The organism is Streptomyces phaeochromogenes (genome assembly GCF_001418655.1).
Lineage (GTDB): Bacteria > Actinomycetota > Actinomycetes > Streptomycetales > Streptomycetaceae > Streptomyces > Streptomyces phaeochromogenes.
On record NZ_LIQZ01000194.1, the window covers coordinates 1 to 18,716 of the forward strand.

Below are 18,716 nucleotides of genomic sequence, written 5' to 3' on the forward strand. Positions count from 1 at the left end.
GGGCTGCGGGCTCCGGCGGATTCGGGGCGGCAAGTTCGGGTGGTTTCGGGGCCGCGGGCTCGGGCGATTTCGGGGCGGCGGGCTCAGGCGGCGCCTTCGGCCCCGTCGGCTCCGGCGGTTTCGGCCCCGCGGCGGCCTACTCCCCCACCTCGCCGTCCCACGCGGCGCAGCCCCATCCCGCCCAGTCCCACGCCGCGCTGCCCGGACCGTTCGTGATGGGGAATCCGGCCGCACCGGGCGCGTACACACCGCCTCCATGGCCCCAGCCGCAGGAGCCGGCCGCCGCGCAGACCTCCCCGGTCACCACGAACGGCGCGGGCCGCAGGGCCCGGCCCTGGATACTGTCGGCCGCCGCAGTCGTGCTCGTCGCCGGTGGAGCTGCCGCCGCGCTGCTGCTCGCCCCGGGGGACGGCGACAAGGACGACACCGGGTCCGCGGAGGTGGCCGCGTCGCAGTCGGCGCCAAAAGCCGAGAAGTCCCCGTCGGCATCCGACTCCCCGTCCACCAAGGCCTCGAAGAAGCCGAAGTCCACCAAGTCCGCGCTGCCGTCCGGCCCTTCGGGGCCCGCGACACCCACCCAGGCTCCGAACCCGGCTGCCCCGGCCGCGTCGAGCGAGCCGGCGGCGCCCAAGGCCCCCGCCCCGGTCACGTACTCCGGGATCCGGATGACCGCGAGCCACGACCTGTATCTGGCGGACACACCGGTGCGTTCCAAGGCGGACTCCGGGAGCTCCGACGAGGATCTGACGTACGCCGTCTACTCCTCGGGCGCTGTCCTCGCTCCCGGAACCACCTCCGGCAGCTCCCTCGCCCTGCTCCCCTCGGGACGGCAGGGCAGCGTGGAGGCGTGCAAGGCCGCGACCGGCTACAAGAGCTACATCTGGATCAAGGACCTGACCGTCGGCCAGCAGATGTGCGTCATCAGCGGGACGGGACACGTGGGGCTGGTGACGTACCAGGGATCGTCCGGGACGACGTACGCCACCTTGGACGTGAAGGTGTGGCGCGACGCAGTCTAGGAGTCGAAGTCCCGGCCCCGTCCCGGCAGTTACTGGTCCCCATAGTCCCCAGTCCCTACAACTCCTCGTCCCCGAAAGGGAGCGCGTCCAGGTCCCCGTCGAACTCCCCGACGTTCGGGAGCATCAACTCCAGGGCGTCGGACGGCTCGTCCTTGCGGCTGTCCGGGCCGAGGAGTGCCTGCTCGGTCCAGATGCATTTTCCTGTCGCCGTGTAGCGCGTGCCCCAGCGCCGGGAGAGTGCCGTGATCAGTTGCAGGCCGCGCCCTCCCTCGTCGGTGTCCGTCGCCCGGCGGATGCGGGGCATCGTCAGGCTGCCGTCGAAGACCTCGCAGACCAGCTCGGCATCGTGCAGGAGGCGCAGGCTGACGGGGCCCTTGGCGTGGCGTACGACGTTGCCGACCAGTTCGCTGGCCAGGAGTTCCGTGGTCGGTGTCAGGCTGTCGAGGCCCCAGGCGGAGAGCTGCTCACGGACGTGGCGGCGGGCCTGGCCCGCCGCCCTGGGGTCCTCGGGCAGCGACCAGGAGGCCATCCTCTCCACGGGCAGGGCGTGCAGCCGGGCGACGAGGAGCGCCGCGTCGTCGGCCGCCTGGTGCTCGGCGGGGAGAAGACCGGCCGTGAGGGTGTCACAGAGACGTTCGAGGCGATCGCGCTCCCCGTCCGGGTCCACGTCCGTGAGGTGCGCCGCGCGCAGCAGCCCGGCCAGGTCCGCCATCCCCTCGTCGATCTCGCGCGTGGACGACTCCACGAGACCGTCGGTGTAGAGCACGAGCAGGCTGCCCTCGGGCACCGCCAACTCGACCGTCTCGAAGGGTGGTTCGGCCGCGCCCAGCGGAGGGTCGGCGGCCAGTTCCGGAAAGTGGACCCTGCCGTCGGGGTGGACCACGGCCGGCGGGGGATGGCCTGCCCGGGTGATGGAGCAGATCTGCGTGGTCGAGTCGTACAGCGCGTACAGGCAGGTGACGTACGACTCCTCGCCCATGCCGCCGACGATGTCGTTCAGCTGGCTCATGATCTCGTCGGGCGGCAGTTCAAGGTCGGCGAGGGTGTGGACCGCCGTGCGCAGGCGGCCCATCGTCGCCGCCTCCGGCAGGCCGTGGCCCATCACGTCGCCGACCACCAGGGCCACCTGGCCGCCCGAGAGCGGAATGATGTCGTACCAGTCGCCCCCAACGTCCATACCCTGGCCGGCCGGGAGGTACCGGGCCGCCGCCGTACAGGCCGACGGGGTGGGCAGGTCCCGGGGAAGCAGGCTGCGCTGGAGTTCGCGGGACCGGGTGTGTTCGGCGTCGTAGAGCCTCGCCCGTTCCAGGGCCTGGGCGACCAGGGCGCTGATGGTGGTCAGCAGGGTGCGTTCGTCGTCGGTGAGGCGGCGCGGGCGTTCGAAGGCCACGACGCAGACGCCGAAGGTGATGCCGGACGCCGTCAGCGGCAGGAACGCCCACGCCTGTTTGCCCGCACTCCCGGGCAGGTCGGCCTGTCCCGGTGAGCGCGCCACGAGTTCCTCGACGGAGGACAGGAAGAGCGGCGTGTCGGACGTGATCGCGTCCCAGCCGGGGTCACCGGTCACCCGCGGGCGGCGGTCGACAGTGGCGAGGAAGCCGTCCGGATAACCGACCGCTCCCACGGTGTGCAGCCATTCACCCTCGACCGTCTGCACCAGGAGTCCGGCGGCGGCGAACGGCGGCAGCACCCGTGGGGCGAGCGCGTCCACCACGTCCCGTGAGGTCGTCGCCTTCGCGAGCGCGGCCGTCAGCTCCGCCATCTGGGCCGCGCGTTCGGACGCGACCCGCTCGGCGGCGTGACGTTCCTCCTCGTGCCGCCGCCTCTCGGTGACGTCCGAGAAGTAGAGGGTGCGGCCGTCGGGGCCGGGCACCAGCCGCAGGTGGTAGCGACGGTCACCGTCCGGCATGTGGATGTCGAAGCTGGCGGGCTTGTCCTCGGCCGCGGCCTTGCGGAAGCGTCTCTCCATGCCGGGCACCTGCTGTGCGGTGGGCAGTTCCCACAGGACACGCCCGAACAGCTCCTCCTCGGAGAGGCCCAGCGTGCGTTCCGCCTCCAGGTTGGCGAAGGTGATCCGCCACTCGTCGTCGAACGCCAGGAATCCGTCGCTCATATGGCGCAGGGCGCGGCTGAGGGCGTCCCGGGCGGACCGCGACTCGTTGCTCTCCCAGCCCACGCCGATCATCCGGAGGGGTTCGCCGTGTTCGTCGTACGTCGCCCTGCCGCGGGCCTGGGTCCAGCCGTACGTGCCGTCCAGGCCGCGTACGCGGTACTCCGCCTCGTAGACCGTGTGGTCTCGGATCGCCCGCTGCGCGGCACCCAGCGTCGGGGCGAGGTCGTCGGGGTGGACGATCCTCATCCAGTTCTCGATCTTGCCGGTGAAGTCGGCCGGTCTGGTGCCGTAGAGCTCCAGGGCCGCCTCGTCCCAGATCAGGTCGCCGGTGCGGATGTCCCAGTCCCAGGAGCCGACGCTGACCTCCTTGAGGGCCTGCCGCAGGCGCTCGCCGCTGAGCTCGGTCTGCGCGGGCCCGGCCGGCGGGGGCGCCTGGGCCATGCGTTCCTCGGTCCAGACGATCACGGCCCGCAGGAAGTCCCACTGCCCCGGGGTGGGCTCGCCCCCCTCACCGGTGACGACGGAGAGCGCACCGATGCTGCGGTCCCCGCTGAACAGCGGGGCTGCCGCCAGTCCGCTGCCCGGCCAGGCGGCCTCCCCGGCCACGGAGTGGGCCGGGAGCTCCCGCGGTGCCCAGACGCCGCTGCCCTGGTGCAGGGCGCGGGCGGGGGCCAGCGGGCCCTCCTGGTCGATGATCACCCAGGCCCGGGTGAGGGCCGGTGGGAGACCGGCGGCGGACACCAGCCGCAGGGCGGACATGGGGCCGCGAAGGTGGATCATCCCTCCCAGGGCACCGAGCTCGCCCACCGCGTGCTGGAGTGCCAACCGGAAGATCTCACTCTCCGCGACACCTGGTTCCACCGTGCTGAGCAGAGCCAGCCGTGCGTTCATACGACAAATTTTACCGTTCTGGCCTCACCCGATGTGGGCCTTCGCAGGAATCACACCTTCGCCTCCACCCTCCCTTACCTGGTCTTCAACACCTGTCGCTCCAGGCCGAGTTGCCTGCCGTGGAGATGGCCGGTTCGGCACTCCCGCACCTCGTGTAACGCCCCTTGGCCCCGGGCAGTCCTCCGGTCACGGCGACACACGAGGAGCGGCATGGACATCGGCGTCTTCATCCCGATCGGCAACAACGGCTGGCTCATATCGAAGAGCTCACCGCAGTACCTGCCGAGCTTCGAACTGAACAAGGCCGTGGTGCGCAAGGCCGAGGAGCACGGGTTCGACTTCGCCCTTTCGATGATCAAGCTCAAGGGGTTCGGCGGCGAGACCGGGTTCTGGGACCACAACCTGGAGTCGTTCACCCTGATGGCCGGCCTGGCCGCCGTCACCGACCGGATCAAGCTGTACGCCTCCACACCGATCCTCGCACTGCCCCCGGCAATCGTCGCGCGCATGGCCGTGACGGTCGACTCGATCGCCCCCGGCCGCTTCGGCGTCAACATCGTCACGGGCTGGGCGCCCGGCGAGTACGCCCAGATGGGTCTGTGGCCCGGAGACGAGCACTTCGGCAACCGCTACGCCCGTGCCGTCGAGTACGTCACCGTGATGAAGGAGCTGTGGAGCGAGGGGGTCAGCAACTTCAAGGGCGAGTTCTACGAGATGGACGACTGCGTGCTGTCACCGCGGCCGGCGAACGGGCACATCGACATCGTCGCCGCGGGCCAGAGCAGCACGGGAATGAGGTTCGCCGCCGAGCACGCCGAGTACAACTTCATCCTGGGCAGCGGTGTGAACACTCCGCTCGCGCTCTCGGACACCACGGCCGCGCTCGTGGACCTGGCGCGCGGCACGGCCCGTGACGTCGGGGCGCTCGCCCTCTTCATGGTCATCGCGGACGAGACCGACGAGGCCGCCCGGGCGAAGTGGCAGGACTACCACGACAACGCCGACCTGGCCGCGCTGGCGTACATGGCGGGTGAATCGGCCACGGACACGGCCGCCGACGACTCCTCGACCGCCCGGACCATCTCGCTGCCCGAGGGAGCGGTGAACTTCAACATGGGCACGCTCGTCGGCTCGTACGAGACCGTCGCGAGGATGCTCGACGAGGTGGCGGGGGTCGACGGCACCAAGGGGATCATGCTGGTCTTCGACGACTTCCTCGAAGGCATCGAGACCTTCGGTACGCGCGTCCAGCCGCTGATGAAGTGCCGCTCGGACAGGTCGGCCGCGGCCTGAGGGCGAGGAGTGAGCCAGACCACAACAAAAACGGTGCCGTATCGATAGCTGCAGGGCTACTCTGGTCATTGAGGTGAACGAAACAGTTTCGTTCAGGGCTCCGCGCATGTCCCCGGCGAGGACGCCGCCCATCGCCCCTCCCATGGAGAACGCCTGCCATGACCTCCGTACTCATCGTGAACGACCAGTCCCTACAGCGGCTCGGCCTGCGGATGCTTCTGGCCGCCGAGCCCGACCTGACCGTCGTCGGCGAAGCGTCGACCGGGGCCGAAGCAGTTCGTCTCAGCGCCGAACTCCGCCCCGACGTCGTCCTGTTGGACAGCACCGTCTCCGGCACGGACGGCATCGCGACCATCCGCCGTATCGCCCACCCCTCCCTCCTCCCACTGGTCTCCGAACTCACCGGAGCCGGCGGGCAGCGCCCGCGCGTACTCGTCCTGACGCCCGCCGGCCGGGAGAGAAGCGCCTACGCCGCCCTGCGCGCCGGAGCGGCCGGATTCCTTCTCCAGGACGCCACTCCGGACGAGCTGACCGCGGCGATCCGTATCGTGGCCGCGGGAGACGCCGTGATCACTCCCGGCCTGACCCGTACGCTCATCGACACGGTCCGCCAGCAGCGCCCCGTCCGCTCTCTCGGCGGGGAAGTCGGCCTCGGCACCCTCACCGGGCGCGAACGCGACGTCCTCACCGCTGTCGCCTCCGGCTGGTCCAACGCCGAGATCGCCGAGCGCCTGTCCATCGCTCCGACCACCGTGAAGACCCACGTCAGCAACATCCTCGCCAAGATCGGCGCCCACGCCCGCGTCCAGGCGGTGGTCTTCGCCTACGAGTCCGGCCTCGTGCGGCCGGCGGCCTGACACCGACCGGGCCGGACCCGTCGGCCCGATCGCCGCGTTGCTCCGGGAAACCTGCCGGACGGTAGCCGCCTGCCACCTGACCGTCACGATTCCGGAGGCCCGGGCCCGTACAAGCGCCGTTACCCTCGTCGGATTCACACGGAGTTCCCCGCCCGGGTGCAGGCGGAGGCGATCGTGGCGCATTCTTGCTGTGTCAGCCACTCGGCGGCGCACGGACGAGGTAGGGCCGATGACTGGGAGAGCCGAGCACGACACCCGGACGCCCGCACGCCTGGCCGCGCTGCTGACCGGGATCACGGCCGAGGCGATCGGCGCGGCCGACGCCTTCGCGGGAGGCGTGTACCTGCGGTCCAGCACGCCCGGGCTGCTGCGGCTGGCCGTGCTCTCAGGGCTGCCGGGCCCGCTGTTCCGGCCCTGGTGGCGCCTGCACGTCGACCGTCGGTTCCCCGTCGCGGACGCCTACCGGCTGGGCGTCCAGGTGGTGCTCCCGGACGCCACGGAGACGATGCGCCGCTACCCCCAGTTCGCGGCGGGCCTGCCGTTCCAGTTCGGGTCCGTGTACGTGCCCGTGGTCGGAGGGTCGACGGTCTACGGCGTACTGACCCTCCTGCGCCCCTCGACGTCGGACGCCACCACAGTGCTGCCCGACCGCGACCGCATGGCGCAGCTGGCCGAGGATCTGGGCGCGGCCCTGCGGAGCCTGGAGGACGGCGCCGGGTCTCCGGTCGCCTGGGACGACGAACCGCTGTGCGTGCGGCCACCGGCCGCCGGCCCCCCTGCCGCGCCCATCGGGCGATTCACCTGGAACCCGGCAACGGACGTCGTGACCGCCGACAACCGGCTGCGCACGCTGCTCGGGGTGGCGCCGGGAGAGGCCGCCGACACCCCGCAGGCACTCGCGGACGCCGTGGCCGCCGCCGACTCCCACCACTTCCTGGCCGCCCTGCGGGAGACGGCCGCGGGAAGACCACCGCCGCTGCCCCTGCACGTGCACGCCATGGACGGCACGCTCCGCCTCCTGGAGCTCTGGACCCCGCACGACACGTCCGTACCGCCCGGAGGGCACCCGGTCCGCGGCATCGTCCTCGATCCGGACAGCGGCTCGGCGGCCGACAAGGCGGCCGACCTGCTCCCGGAGGGCGTGTTCTGCCTCGACCGGCTGGGCCTGATCGTCTACGCGAATCCACGGGCGGCGGAGCTCCTGGGCCGGCCCCGGTCCGAGCTCCTGGGCCGCCTCCTGTGGGAGGCGGTGCCGTGGATGGACCGGCCCGCCTACGAGGACCACCTGCGAGAGGCCCTGCTGGCACCGCATCCGGTGCACTGCCACGTCGTACGGCCGCTCAAGGACCAGGAGAAGCCCCTCGCGGATCCCCAGGGAGGTGACTGGTTCGCGCTCTCCGTCTATCCGGGACCCGACATCCTGACCTGCAAGGTCGTTCCGGCCGACCGTATGGCGGACCCGCCTCCCGAGCCGGCCCCGCGACCCCGGGCGGACGCACCTGCCGACGCGCCCCTGGCCGACGGCTCCTCGGCCGCGGTCACCTCGATGGCACCGCTGTACCGGCCGATCATCCTCGCGATCGCGCTGACCGAGGCGGTCACCGCCCACCAGGTGTCCGCGGTCGTGATGCAGGAACTGCTGCCGGCCTTCGGCGGCCGTCGGCTCGCCATCTACCTGCTGCAGGACCGGCATCTGTATCTGGCCTGGGAATCGGGCTTCCCCAAGGGATTCCTCGCGCCGTTCGACGGGGTCGGTCTCGACACCCGGCTGCCCGGCGTGGAGACCCTCACCACCGGTAAGCCGCTCTTCTTCGAGTCGATGCACCAGCTCACGGCCGCCTATCCCGGCATCCCGCTCGACGCGACGGAAGGGGCCCGCGCCTTCCTGCCCCTCATCGCCTCCGGGCGCCCCGTCGGCTCCTGCATTCTGGGCTTCGACCGCCCCCGCGACTTCAGCACCGAGGAACGCACGGTGCTCACCGCCCTCGCCGGGCTGATCGCCCACGCCATGGAGAAGGCCCACCGCTACGACACCGAGGCCGCTCTCGCCCGCGGGCTCCAGCAGGCACTCCTCCCCCGGCGCCTGTCCGGCCATCCACGGGTGGAGACCGTCGGGCGCTATCTGGCGGGCACCCAGGGAATGGACGTGGGAGGGGACTGGTACGACGTGGTCGAGTCCGGGGACGGTCTCGCCCTGGTCATCGGCGACGTCCAGGGACACGGCGTCCAGGCCGCCGCCACCATGGGTCAACTGCGTAGTGCCGTACGGGCCTTCGCGCTCGGCGACCATTCACCCGACGAGGTCCTCAGCGGCACCAACCGTCTCCTGATCGACCTCGATCCCGGCCTGTTCGCCAGCTGCTGCTACATCCGGCTGGACCCCCTCACCGGTCTGGCCCGGGTCGCCCGCGCCGGGCATCCCCCGCCGATCCTGCGCTACCCGGACGGCCGCACCCACGTCCTGGACATCCCCGGCGGCGTCGTGCTCGGCGTCGACGCACACGCCCAGTACCCCGTGACAGACCTGCAGCTGGAGCCCGGCGCCATCCTCGCGCTCTACACGGACGGGCTGGTCGAACGGCCGGGCGTCGACATCGACGAAGGCATCACCGCGCTGCGCGTGGCCCTGGCCCGGGCCGGATCGTCCGCCGGCCGCCCCGGCGGCCGTTCGCTGGCCGCGGTCGCCGACCGGCTCACCGCCAAGGCCCGACACGTCGCCGACCGCCCCGACGACATAGCGCTGCTGCTGACGGCACGCCGTCCGAAGAAGCGCCACCGCTGAGCGACAGCGCTCCGTGCGGCGCTCGCCGTACGGTGCTCATCTGCGCGGCGGAGGAATGGGGCGCCCGAGACGCACGGGAACCCCCGGGGAGTACAGCACGCTCACCGGCTCACCCATCGGCGTCGGCAGCCCGGCCGACTCGACGAGGTTCTCCTCGCACGAGACCAGCGTCGCCCGGTGCAGCGGCCAGCGCGGATGGTCGTTCGGCAGAAACCCGGCGTCGCCGAAGAACGGGTTGTGCATGCCCCACCGGGCGGTCAGGAAGTGCTCAAGACCCGTCGGCTCGGTTATGCGCTCCCCGGGCCTGACGACAAGCCGGCTGTACGCGCCGCGCGGTCCGGGCACGCGCCTCGCGCTGGTGTAGCCGACGGTGTCCTCACCGGTCCGCACGGACATGCGCGACCACACGTACGGCAGCCGGAACGCGAGCCGCCCCATGACCACCGGCAGGAGCCGGGACGCGTCCATGGAGCGGAAGACCACCCCACGTCGGCCGTGTGCGTCCACCGAGTACAGGCGCACGTTGGTCTCCGGGAAGGAGCCGAGGTACGGCACTCCCGGCAGGCGCAGCCAGCCCACCTTGTGCATCCGGAACGCGACCAGCCCGACGAAGGTGACGCCGTCCACGGTGTCGGGAACGGTGCCGTCCGGCAGCAGTGCCGTCACGTCCGCCGGATCCACGGCCCAGTGCACGAAGGTGAGGTCCAGCCACTGCTGGGTGAGCAGCGGGCGGCTCAGTGCGACCGGGGCGTCGGGCGTGATCGGTTCCGGGACGGACGAGGTGATCGACACGAGCGAAAGCATCGCAGGACCCCCTCCGGGGCACGGCGGGAACGCGTGCTGTGTGACGCGTCTGGCACCGGTACGCACCGGTGCCGTCGTCCCGAGCCCCACCGTCGTGCGCCGGCCCCGGACGGGTCCCGGGGCCGCGGCGCGGGTCAGACATCGGTGGGCAGGCCGCTCACCTCCGCGATGCCGCGCAGCTCCTCGTCCTGGCGGTGTCGTTCACCGATGAAGTCGGCGATCTCCTGGCACCTGGCCGGGTCGGCCGCGGTGCCGGAGTCCGTGACGACCCTGACGGGTCCGACCTCCTCGGTCTCGATCTCGACGATCTGGTTGTCCAGCCGTCCCGTGACGGCGACGGCCACGACGAGGGACGCCTCGTCCCGGACCTCCTGCGAGACGCTGGCGCCGTCCTCGCCTTCCAGACTCAACTCGATCGGCCCAGCCCGTTGCTCCTGCATCGCCTCCAGCACCGGCTCGACCATGCGGAGCAGCACCGCGTAGTCCGACGGCGCCATACGCACACGCAACAGGTCGAGATAGAGGTCCACGGGCCGGTCCTCGGGCGGAAACTCTGAATCGCTCATGAGACTCGACTTCCCCGATGTGGCCAACATGATCGCATCTGGGACCAAAATGGTGGATCTCCGCGCCCACCGCCACTCGGGAACCGGCCTGTGCCCGGTCCAAGGCCTGCCCGACGGGCCTAGGCGCCGCGACGGACCCGGGCGGCCTTGCGGGCCTCGGCCGTCTGCCGGGCTTCGGCGGACCGGCGGGACTCGCCACCGGCCCGTCCCGGACGGGTACCCATGCCACGGAAGGGCGTACCGCCGCGCTGGGGGCGCTCCGTGACCGGCGCGCTGCCGTTGACGGGGATCCCGGAGGGCGCCTGAGCACCGGTGATGCGGCTCAGTTCGGCCTCTCCCGAGCGGACCTGGGTGATCTGCGGCCTGATGCGGGCGTCGGACATCAGACGGGTCATGTCACGCCGCTGGTTGGGCAGCACCAGCGTGACGACGCTGCCGGACTCCCCGGCACGGGCCGTACGGCCGCCGCGGTGCAGGTAGTCCTTGTGGTCGGCGGGCGGGTCCACGTTGACGACGAGGTCGAGGTCGTCGATGTGGATGCCCCGGGCTGCGACGTTGGTCGCCACCAGCACCGTGACGTGGCCGTCCTTGAACTGGGACAGGGTGCGGGTGCGCTGGGGCTGCGACTTGCCGCCGTGCAGCGCCGCGGCCTTCACCCCGCTGCCCAGCAGGTGCCGGGTGAACTGGTCGACGGCGTGCTTGGTGTCCAGGAACATCAGCACCCGCCCGTCGCGGGCGGCGATCTCCGTGGCGGCGGCGTGCTTGTCGGCGCCGTGCACATACAGCACGTGGTGCTCCATCGTGGTGACCGTGCCCGCCGAGGGATCGACCGAGTGGACCACCGGGTCGTGGAGGTAGCGCCGGACCAGGAGGTCGATGTTGCGGTCCAGGGTGGCCGAGAACAGCATCCGCTGGCCGTCGGGCCGTACCTGGTCGAGCAGCTCGGTGACCTGGGGCATGAAGCCCATGTCGGCCATCTGGTCCGCCTCGTCCAGAACGGTGATCTCCACCCGGTCCAGACGGCAGTCCTTGCGCTCGACGAGATCCATGAGACGGCCCGGGGTCGCGACGACTACCTCGGCACCGGCCCGCAGCGCCCCGGCCTGCCGGCCGATCGACATACCGCCGACGACGGTGGCAAGGCGCAGCTTGAGCGGCCGGGCGTACGGCGTCAGCGCGTCGGTGACCTGCTGGGCCAGCTCACGAGTGGGAACGAGGACCATCGCCAGCGGCTTCCGGGGCTCGGCACGCCGCCCGGCGAGGCGCACGAGGAGTGCCAGGCCGAACGCGAGCGTCTTGCCGGAGCCGGTGCGCCCGCGGCCGAGGACGTCGCGGCCCGCGAGGGAGTTCGGCAGCGTGGCGGCCTGGATCGGGAACGGCTCGGTCACGCCGAGGCGGGTGAGCGTCTCCAGCAACTCGGCGGGCAGACCCAGTTCACCGAAGGTCGCCACCGCGGGGAGGCCCGGGACGACGGTGGTCGGCGGCGTGAACTCACCCTGCAGCGCGGCGGGCCGGCGCCCATTGCCACCCGACCGGGTGACGGGCCGCCCCTGGCTCTGCGGACGGGCACGGCCGCCCCGGCCGGAACCGCCGAAGCCGTCCCTGCGGCCCTTGGAAAAGCCATCGTTCGTGCGAGCTGAACGGTTCATGAAGAACCTTCCTCGATAGGGCACGTATCGAGGAATTCTCGGCGGACACAAGCCGAACGAATTGCAAGAACGAGCCGGGTGCGGGACCGGAAAACGGACCGGCCGCAGCGATGTGACACAAGACGGAAGTCCGGGTCGGGACTTCCTGGAAAAACCAGCAAGCTGGGGCCCCACCGCGAGGTGGGACCCCAGCTGCCTCGTGCGATTCGACGTCAGGCAGGCGTGATGTTCTCCGCCTGCGGGCCCTTCTGACCCTGGGTGATGTCGAAGTTCACCTTCTGGCCCTCCTGGAGCTCACGAAAGCCCTGGGTGGCGATGTTCGAGTAGTGGGCGAAGACGTCGGGGCCGCCGCCCTCCTGCTCGATGAAGCCGAAGCCCTTTTCCGAGTTGAACCACTTGACGGTTCCAGTAGCCATGTCATTTCCCCTTCGGGGCAGTACCCGGGGGTCCGCACTGTGTGAACCCCTGCGTCGCCGCAATGAACCCGTCCGGAAAGAGCGCCGGAAATACAAAAGCGCCCGGCGATATGTAATCATCCGAGCCACTTGAAGTGTGCGGGAACTACAATTGCAACTGGATCAAGACTATCACGACACACCCACACGGCAACGGCTGACCCGCCCCGATCGCCGCGGCCCCGACGAAGCGTTCGGACGAGCCGTTCAGGGGCCGGGCCCCGGGTCCGGTTTCACGGCGGCGGTGATCCCGGCGCGGGCGGCTTCGAGCTGGGCGGCGAAGGCGACACCGAGGAAGAGCGCGATACCGGTGAGGTTCGCCCACAGCAGCAGCGCCACGAAGGCGGTGAGCGGTCCGTACACGGCACCGAAGGAACCGCTGCTGGCCACGTAGAACGCCAGCAGCCAGGTGGCCGCGACCCACAGCACCAGATGGACCGCCGAGCCGAAGGCGAGCCAGGTGTAGCCCGGCTGGTCCCTGCGGGGAGCCCAGCGGAAGATCACCGCCGAGGCGACCCAGACGAACACCACGCCCAGCGGCACCTGGAGCGGCCCCCACCAGTCGAGGTTGTCGCGCGACCAGCCGAGGGCCTGGACCACCGACTCCCCCACCGCGTCTCCGGCGACCAGGACGAGGAAGCCGAGGACCATCGGCATGCCCGCGGCGAGGGCGAGCAGCAGGGACCGGCCGTACTTGGCCAGGACCGGGCGGTCGCGCTCGATCCCGTAGATGCGGTTGGCGCCTCTTTCGACCTGGCCCATGGCCGAGGCCAGGTTGAGTATCGCGAAGGCCAGACCCAGCCACATCGCCAGGGCGCTCCAGATCCCGGAGCCGGCACTGCGCTCGGTCTCGGCAAGGGCGTCCTCGACCAGGTCGGCGCTGGCGCCCGGCACGATCCGGCTGAGGGTGAGTTCGATGATCCGGCCGACACTCTCGGTGTGGACGGTGGTGGCGACGCCCACCAGGGCGATGGTGAACGGCACCATACCCAGGACCACCTGGAAGCCGAGGGAACGGGCGCTGGTGAAGCCGTCCGCGTAGCGGAAGCGGGCGAACGCGTCCACCAGCAGGCGACGGCCCCCGTAGCGCCGCAGGGCGGTGAGCGCCTCGTCACCGGACAGCTCCTCCCCGATCATGTCCCGCGTCTGCGGGACGTGCTCAGCGGTCCCCATCGCTCACGTCTCCTCGTTCTGTGAAATCCGGTGAATCCTTTTCCGGGTCAGGAATGATTCGGCTCTTCGAGGGAAGCTCGCCGAATTCTCGACCCACCCGTGTTTGGACGGGCTTTCCCCGGTCAGCCGTAATGGTAGAGCGCACCGCCGAAGCTGTGAGGACGTGATCTGCAGTGGCCAGGAATCAGAAGGCGCGAGCCAAGACGGAGCAGGCCAGGGGCAAGGCCAAGGAGGCCGCCGGCCGCGCGGTCGGCAACGAGCGGCTGACCGCCGAGGGCCGGGCCGAGCAGTCCAAGGGCGACGCCCGCCAGGCCAAGGAAAAGACGAAGGACATATTCAAGCACTGATGGTGATCATCAATTCCGCAGGGCCCGTCGCGTGCGCTGCGGCGGGCCCGCCGATTTTCAGGTCTTTTCAAGGCGAAGGAGCGAAGAATGTGCGCGGAGCACCGGACGCACCCGGTCGAAACGGTGACGGTCCCCGGCCTGCCTCGTACAGCGGGACCGCGCAGTCCGGCCGAGGTGCGCGAGGCGGTCAGGCACGCCTTCGAAGGCGCACGACGGTCCCGCAGGCGCGACACCGTGGCCGGTGAAGAGGCCGTCGGCGACGCCCTGCTCGTCGCCTCGGAACTCACCACCAACGCAATGCTGCACGGCGGCGGTGTCACCCAGTTCGAGGTGACGCTGGACGACCGGGACGTACGCCTGTCGGTGAGCGACCGCAGCGGGGAACTGCCGACCTCGGCACGGCACATCGACGAGCGGGGGTTCATGCGGGTCGGGGGCCACGGCTGGCCGATCGTCTGCCATCTCGCCCGTGACATCACGATCTCGGAGCTCGACGCCGGAGGAAAGCGCATCACCGCCGTCGTACCGCTCTCTCCCCGGTAAGGGGCCGGACACCGCCCCCCTGTGGACCTTCCTGTGGGCCTCCCCGTGGCGAGAGCCCCTTCGGTTCACGCCGAGAGTGCCTGCCGGGTCTGACGTGGTGTGCCCGCCGCAGGTGGTGCGCCCGGCACCGCTGGGCGCACGGGGTACGTGGTCTTCGCCGGGTCCACGACCGGGTCCCCCAGCACGATCCGGCCCGCCGCCTGCAGCGCGTCGCATTCGTCGGTGGGCAGGGCCACATGGCAACCGCCGAGCCCGGCACCGGAACCGACGGCTTGCCAGTAGCCGTACCGGCGACGGCCGTTGGCGTGCACGGTCAGCCAGACGGGAACTCGCTGCTCCGTGATGAGACGCAGAACCTCGGCATCGCCGGGGCCGAGCGGAGCGGGTGTGCGCGGGAGGGCTCGGAGCATCATCAGCGGTCTCCGTCCAGGACGCGCGGCACGGCTCGGCGGTGGGGGGTGGGCGTCATGTACGGGCGGCCTTTCGTCGGACGGGTGCGATCACGCATCGCCGGGACGATGACGTTCTCGCTGCTCCGCATTGTTGCGGAGGGCACTGACAACACGGCCGGAGCGGCTCCGGAGCACCCTCCGAAGCCGCTCGTCCGGCCCCTCGTGACCGACGGGTGTCCCGGTTACGGACTCCCACTCCTCGGTTTCAAGCCCGCGCCCCTCGGTTTCAAGCCCCGCGTGTCGCGACCGTGAGCGGGTCACGACAGCGGGCGAACCGCCCGAGCCCGCCCCGGGCGGCGCTCACCGTGGCGCCTTCAGCGGATCCTGGCGCCGTACACGTGGGTGACCGTCATCGTCATGAGCACTCTACGGTCGGTCACCATCGTCGACCGGTATTCGTCCCAGTCCGGGTGCTCGCCCGCGGCGCGCCGGTAGTACGCCACGAGCGCCTCGACCTCCGGGCCGTGAGGGTCGGTTCCCGGCCCGGTGAGGGCCGCCGTGCCCTCGGCAGTCGCCCACGACCCGCCGTCGGGGCCGGTGACCTCCAGTGCTGCTCGCGGGTCCCTGCGCAGATTCGCCGTCTTGGCTCGTCCCTCGGTCATCGAAACGTAGAGAACACCGGCCTCCCGGTCGTAGAAGGGCATGACGGGCGACAGCTGGGGGCGGCCGTCCGACTTGATCGTCGCGAGTACGCCGAGCCGGCTCTCCGCGAGCAGCGTGCGTGGGTCGAAAGGTGTGGCGGTCATGTCCAGGGCCAAGTCGCGACCGCGGTCCGGCTATTCCCGGCGGAGCGACACCGACTCCCGACGGGGCGAGGCCGACGGACCGCGGTGCGAGGCCGACTCCCCGCGAGGCGAGACCGACGGTCGGTCATGATCGCGCTCCTGACGGCTTGCGGAACTGCTCGATCATCGCCGCGTAGCCGTCGCCGCCGCGTCCGTCGGCCACAGCCCGGTCCGCCAGGGCCTGGATGAACCTGGGCAGGTCGGCGTTGACACCGAGGGACTCGCTCTCCTGAGCGAGGTGTTCCATCGCGGCCCGGTGGGTGTCGAGGGTGGCGTCGAGGGCCGGGAACGTACCCGCGGCGATCTGCCGCGCGTAGCCGGGTAGCCAGTCGGTCACGATCCCGATCCCCTGCCTCACGAGCGGGACGAACCCCGCGGGGTCCACCCCCGCCGCCCCGAGCAGCGCGGCGCCCTGCAGGAATCCGTTCAGGACGCCCCACATCATGCCCAGCACCGCCATGTCGTGGAGCGCCGACAGGGCGTGGTCCCCGCCGAGGTACGTCGTTGCCTCGGTCAGGCTCCTCAGTACGGGCTCGTACAGGTCGAAAGCCGCCCTGGGCCCGCTGTAGACGATGATCGCGTCCGCCGTACCGATGCCCTGTGGGACGGCCAGGATCACTCCGTCGAGGTAGGCGCTGCCGTGCCGTGCCGCCCACTCGGCCGTCTCGTGGGCCTGTGCCGAGGTGCCCGAGGTCAGGTTCACCAGGGTCCTGCCGTCGAGGAGCTCGCCGACCGGATCGAGGAGCTTGTGCGCGGTGTCGTAGTCCGAGAGGCAGACGACCACGAGTGGGCTCGCCGCGACGGCGTCGGCGATCGAGTCCGCGAGTGTCGCGCCCTGTGCGATCAGTGGTTCGGCCTTCGCCGCCGAGCGGTTCCACACGGTCGTGGGGTGCGCGGCGCGCAGGAACGCTCCGGCCAGCGCCTGGCCCATCAGCCCCAGTCCGATGACTGTCACGGGCGTGCGGTCGGCGTCGCGGTTCTGTGTCATTCGTTCCCCCTGAGTGGGTCGGTGGTCATGGCAGAATCGTCAACGTTCACACCGGTATGAAGGTCAAGGGGGAATCGGCGTGCTGATCGGGGAGTTGAGCCGGCGGACCGGGGTCCGCGCACATCAGCTGCGTTACTACGAGGCCCAGGGGCTGCTGGAGCCCGGCCGCGGGACCAGCGGCTACCGCGAGTACCCGGACGACGCCGTCCTGACCGTCGCCCAGATCAGAAGGCTGCTCGAAGCCGGACTGTCGACCGAGGAGATCGGGTACCTGCAGCCCTGCGTCACCGGCACTGCCCCCGACCTCGAACCCTGTCCGGAGCTCCTGGACACCCTTCGGGCCCGCCTGAAGGGGCTGGACGAACACATCGACACGCTCACTCGCTCCCGCCAGGTCCTCCACGACTACATCGGCGCCACCGAGCGTCTTGTGTCCCAGGACTCTCAGGCCTGATCACGCTCCACCGGACAAGTCCGGCCCGCACGACGCGGCGGGGGCGCCCTGGTGGCAAGATGGGCCCCCAGTGGAGCCGCGAGGGCGCTTCGACCACGTGAGCGGGTGACACATGACGGATGAGCCGGGCGAGGTCTGGGAGCGGTTCGCCGTCGCCCTGGCGGAGATGGCGCGGGATCTGCTGGCCCAGGACTCGGCGCAGGGCACCTTGGACCGCATCGTGGAGCATGCGAAGGTCCTGATCAACGGATGCGACCACGCCGGCATCCTCACCGTGCGGCGGGGCGAGGTGCACGCGCTGGCGGCGACGAGCGATCTCGTACGCCGCGCGGACCGGATCCAGCAGGATCTGCAGGAAGGCCCCTGCTTCGATGCTGTGACCGACCGACAGCAGGTCTACACGATCCAGGACCTGCGCGAACCCCATGACCGCTGGCCCCGCTTCGCCCCCGAGCTGAACAAGATGGGCATGGGAAGCGCGATGGGCTTTCTCCTCTTCACCGAGGACGACGATCTCGGCGCCCTCAACGTGTACTCCCGGCAGCCGGGCACCTTCGACGAGGCCGCACAGCGGGCCGGCTGGATCCTCGCCTCGCACGCGGCCGTGGCCTTCTCCGCGGCCCGTACGCATCAGCAGCTGGGCCACGCCCTGGAGACCCGGCACGAGATCGGCGAGGCCATGGGCATTCTCATGGAGCGCCACGGACTGACCGAGGACACGGCCTTCAAAGTACTCAAGAAGGCATCCCAGGACCGCAACATCAAACTGCGCGAGATCGCCCGTCTGATCTGCGAGACCGGCGAGAAGCCGGGCTGACCGCCCTCGGGCGTGAACGGGCCTGCCGGGCCGGCAGGGGCTGGCGGCCCCCACCGGCAGGCGCGTACATCGGGTCAAGTGGTGGCGCAGGTGGAGCCGTTGAGCCTGAACGCGGTCGGTGCGGTGTTGCTGGCGCCCTTGCTGCCGGTGAAGCCGACGGTGACCGAACCGGCGGCGGGGATGGTGGACGTGTAGGAGGCGGGGGTGACGGTCACCGCGCCGCCGTTCTGGGTGGGGGTGCCGCCCCACATGTTGGTGACGGTCTGGCCGTTGGCGAAGGAGAAGGCGAGCGTCCAGCCGCTGATGGCGGTGGTGCCGGTGTTACGGATGCTGATCTCACCCTGGAAGCCGCCCGGCCACTCGCCGACGACGCGGTAACCGACCGAGCAGCCCACACCGGGCGTGCTGCCGCCCTCGTCCGTGGTGACGTTCACCGTGGCCGAGCGGGCCGAGCGGTTCCCGGCGGCGTCTCGGGCGTAGACGGCGAAGGTGTACGTCGTGTCGGCGGTCAAGCCTGTCACGGCGACGGTGTTGGTGGTGGAGGCGGCGACCGTGGCCTCGGAGCCGCCGCTGACGCGGACGACGTCGTAGCCGGTGACGCCGACGTTGTCCGTGGCGGCGGTCCAGGCGAGGGTGAGGGAGGTGGCCGTCACCGCGGAGGCGGTCGGGGTTCCGGGGGCGGTCGGGGCCTGGGTGTCCCCCGGGTTGCCGCCGCCGAAGGCGGTCGC

General features: G+C 70.9%; 17 protein-coding genes and 1 pseudogene. 8 read left to right on the top strand and 10 right to left on the bottom strand.

Features of this window, described 5'->3' with window-relative positions:
• Nucleotides 1-1,019: pseudogene (locus AOK17_RS25885) on the top strand (hypothetical protein); the annotation flags it as partial.
• Between the two features lie 55 nt (nt 1,020-1,074).
• Here the strand turns inward: AOK17_RS25885 and AOK17_RS25890 are convergent.
• A complete protein-coding gene (locus AOK17_RS25890; protein ID WP_055614952.1) occupies nt 1,075-4,023 on the bottom strand; it encodes a SpoIIE family protein phosphatase in 2,949 nt (982 codons plus the stop codon).
• A gap of 210 nt (nt 4,024-4,233) precedes the next feature.
• Between AOK17_RS25890 and rutA the strand changes: the two genes are divergently transcribed.
• The 3 genes from rutA (at nt 4,234) to AOK17_RS25905 (ending at nt 8,955) form a co-directional block, all read left to right on the top strand.
• Nucleotides 4,234-5,316 carry a pyrimidine utilization protein A gene (gene rutA, locus AOK17_RS25895; RefSeq protein ID WP_055614953.1) on the top strand — a complete coding sequence of 361 codons (1,083 nt, stop codon included), beginning with the start codon at nt 4,234-4,236 and terminating at the stop codon, nt 5,314-5,316.
• 158 nt (nt 5,317-5,474) lie between these two features.
• Nucleotides 5,475-6,173, top strand: a complete 699-nt coding sequence (locus tag AOK17_RS25900; protein WP_055614954.1) for a LuxR C-terminal-related transcriptional regulator — start codon at nt 5,475-5,477, stop codon at nt 6,171-6,173.
• 229 nt (nt 6,174-6,402) lie between these two features.
• Entirely contained in the window at nt 6,403-8,955 is a 2,553-nt protein-coding gene (locus AOK17_RS25905; RefSeq protein ID WP_055614955.1) for a SpoIIE family protein phosphatase, read from the top strand.
• Between the two features lie 36 nt (nt 8,956-8,991).
• Here the strand turns inward: AOK17_RS25905 and AOK17_RS25910 are convergent, their stop codons facing one another.
• The 5 genes from AOK17_RS25910 to AOK17_RS25930 form a co-directional block, all read right to left on the bottom strand.
• Nucleotides 8,992-9,759 (bottom strand): YqjF family protein, encoded by a 768-nt coding sequence (locus tag AOK17_RS25910; RefSeq protein WP_055614956.1) that lies wholly within the window; start codon nt 9,757-9,759, stop codon nt 8,992-8,994.
• A gap of 134 nt (nt 9,760-9,893) precedes the next feature.
• Nucleotides 9,894-10,325, bottom strand: a complete 432-nt coding sequence (locus AOK17_RS25915) for a hypothetical protein (protein WP_055614957.1) — start codon at nt 10,323-10,325, stop codon at nt 9,894-9,896.
• 119 nt (nt 10,326-10,444) lie between these two features.
• Nucleotides 10,445-11,974, bottom strand: a complete 1,530-nt coding sequence (locus AOK17_RS25920) for a DEAD/DEAH box helicase (RefSeq protein WP_055614958.1) — start codon at nt 11,972-11,974, stop codon at nt 10,445-10,447.
• A 212-nt stretch (nt 11,975-12,186) separates the two neighbouring features.
• Nucleotides 12,187-12,390, bottom strand: a complete 204-nt coding sequence (locus AOK17_RS25925) for a cold-shock protein (RefSeq protein ID WP_055614959.1) — start codon at nt 12,388-12,390, stop codon at nt 12,187-12,189.
• A 246-nt stretch (nt 12,391-12,636) separates the two neighbouring features.
• Entirely contained in the window at nt 12,637-13,602 is a 966-nt protein-coding gene (locus tag AOK17_RS25930) for a YihY/virulence factor BrkB family protein (protein WP_055614960.1), read from the bottom strand.
• Between the two features lie 173 nt (nt 13,603-13,775).
• Here AOK17_RS25930 and AOK17_RS48850 point away from each other — a divergent pair, with 173 nt between their 5' ends.
• Nucleotides 13,776-13,949 carry a CsbD family protein gene (locus AOK17_RS48850; RefSeq protein ID WP_079053283.1) on the top strand — a complete coding sequence of 58 codons (174 nt, stop codon included), beginning with the start codon at nt 13,776-13,778 and terminating at the stop codon, nt 13,947-13,949.
• 87 nt (nt 13,950-14,036) lie between these two features.
• Complete coding sequence (locus tag AOK17_RS25935; protein ID WP_055614961.1) at nt 14,037-14,492, top strand: ATP-binding protein; 456 nt, start codon at nt 14,037-14,039, stop codon at nt 14,490-14,492.
• Nucleotides 14,493-14,557: 65 nt separating this feature from the next.
• On the opposite strand, the gene AOK17_RS25940 is transcribed toward AOK17_RS25935, so the two are convergent.
• From AOK17_RS25940 to AOK17_RS25955, 3 genes are all read right to left on the bottom strand, one after another.
• On the bottom strand, nt 14,558-14,905 hold the full coding sequence (locus AOK17_RS25940; protein ID WP_055614962.1) for a hypothetical protein: 348 nt from the start codon (nt 14,903-14,905) through the stop codon (nt 14,558-14,560).
• A 353-nt stretch (nt 14,906-15,258) separates the two neighbouring features.
• On the bottom strand, nt 15,259-15,690 hold the full coding sequence (locus tag AOK17_RS25950) for a PPOX class F420-dependent oxidoreductase (RefSeq protein WP_055614964.1): 432 nt from the start codon (nt 15,688-15,690) through the stop codon (nt 15,259-15,261).
• A 124-nt stretch (nt 15,691-15,814) separates the two neighbouring features.
• On the bottom strand, nt 15,815-16,717 hold the full coding sequence (locus tag AOK17_RS25955) for an NAD(P)-dependent oxidoreductase (RefSeq protein WP_055614965.1): 903 nt from the start codon (nt 16,715-16,717) through the stop codon (nt 15,815-15,817).
• 79 nt (nt 16,718-16,796) lie between these two features.
• Here AOK17_RS25955 and AOK17_RS25960 point away from each other — a divergent pair, with 79 nt between their 5' ends.
• Nucleotides 16,797-17,171 carry a MerR family transcriptional regulator gene (locus AOK17_RS25960; RefSeq protein ID WP_055614966.1) on the top strand — a complete coding sequence of 125 codons (375 nt, stop codon included), beginning with the start codon at nt 16,797-16,799 and terminating at the stop codon, nt 17,169-17,171.
• 112 nt (nt 17,172-17,283) lie between these two features.
• A complete protein-coding gene (locus AOK17_RS25965) occupies nt 17,284-17,988 on the top strand; it encodes a GAF and ANTAR domain-containing protein (protein ID WP_055614967.1) in 705 nt (234 codons plus the stop codon).
• A 74-nt stretch (nt 17,989-18,062) separates the two neighbouring features.
• On the opposite strand, the gene AOK17_RS25970 is transcribed toward AOK17_RS25965, so the two are convergent.
• Nucleotides 18,063-18,716 (bottom strand): cellulose binding domain-containing protein (locus tag AOK17_RS25970; RefSeq protein WP_206190834.1); only part of this gene is annotated, 654 nt, incomplete at its 5' end.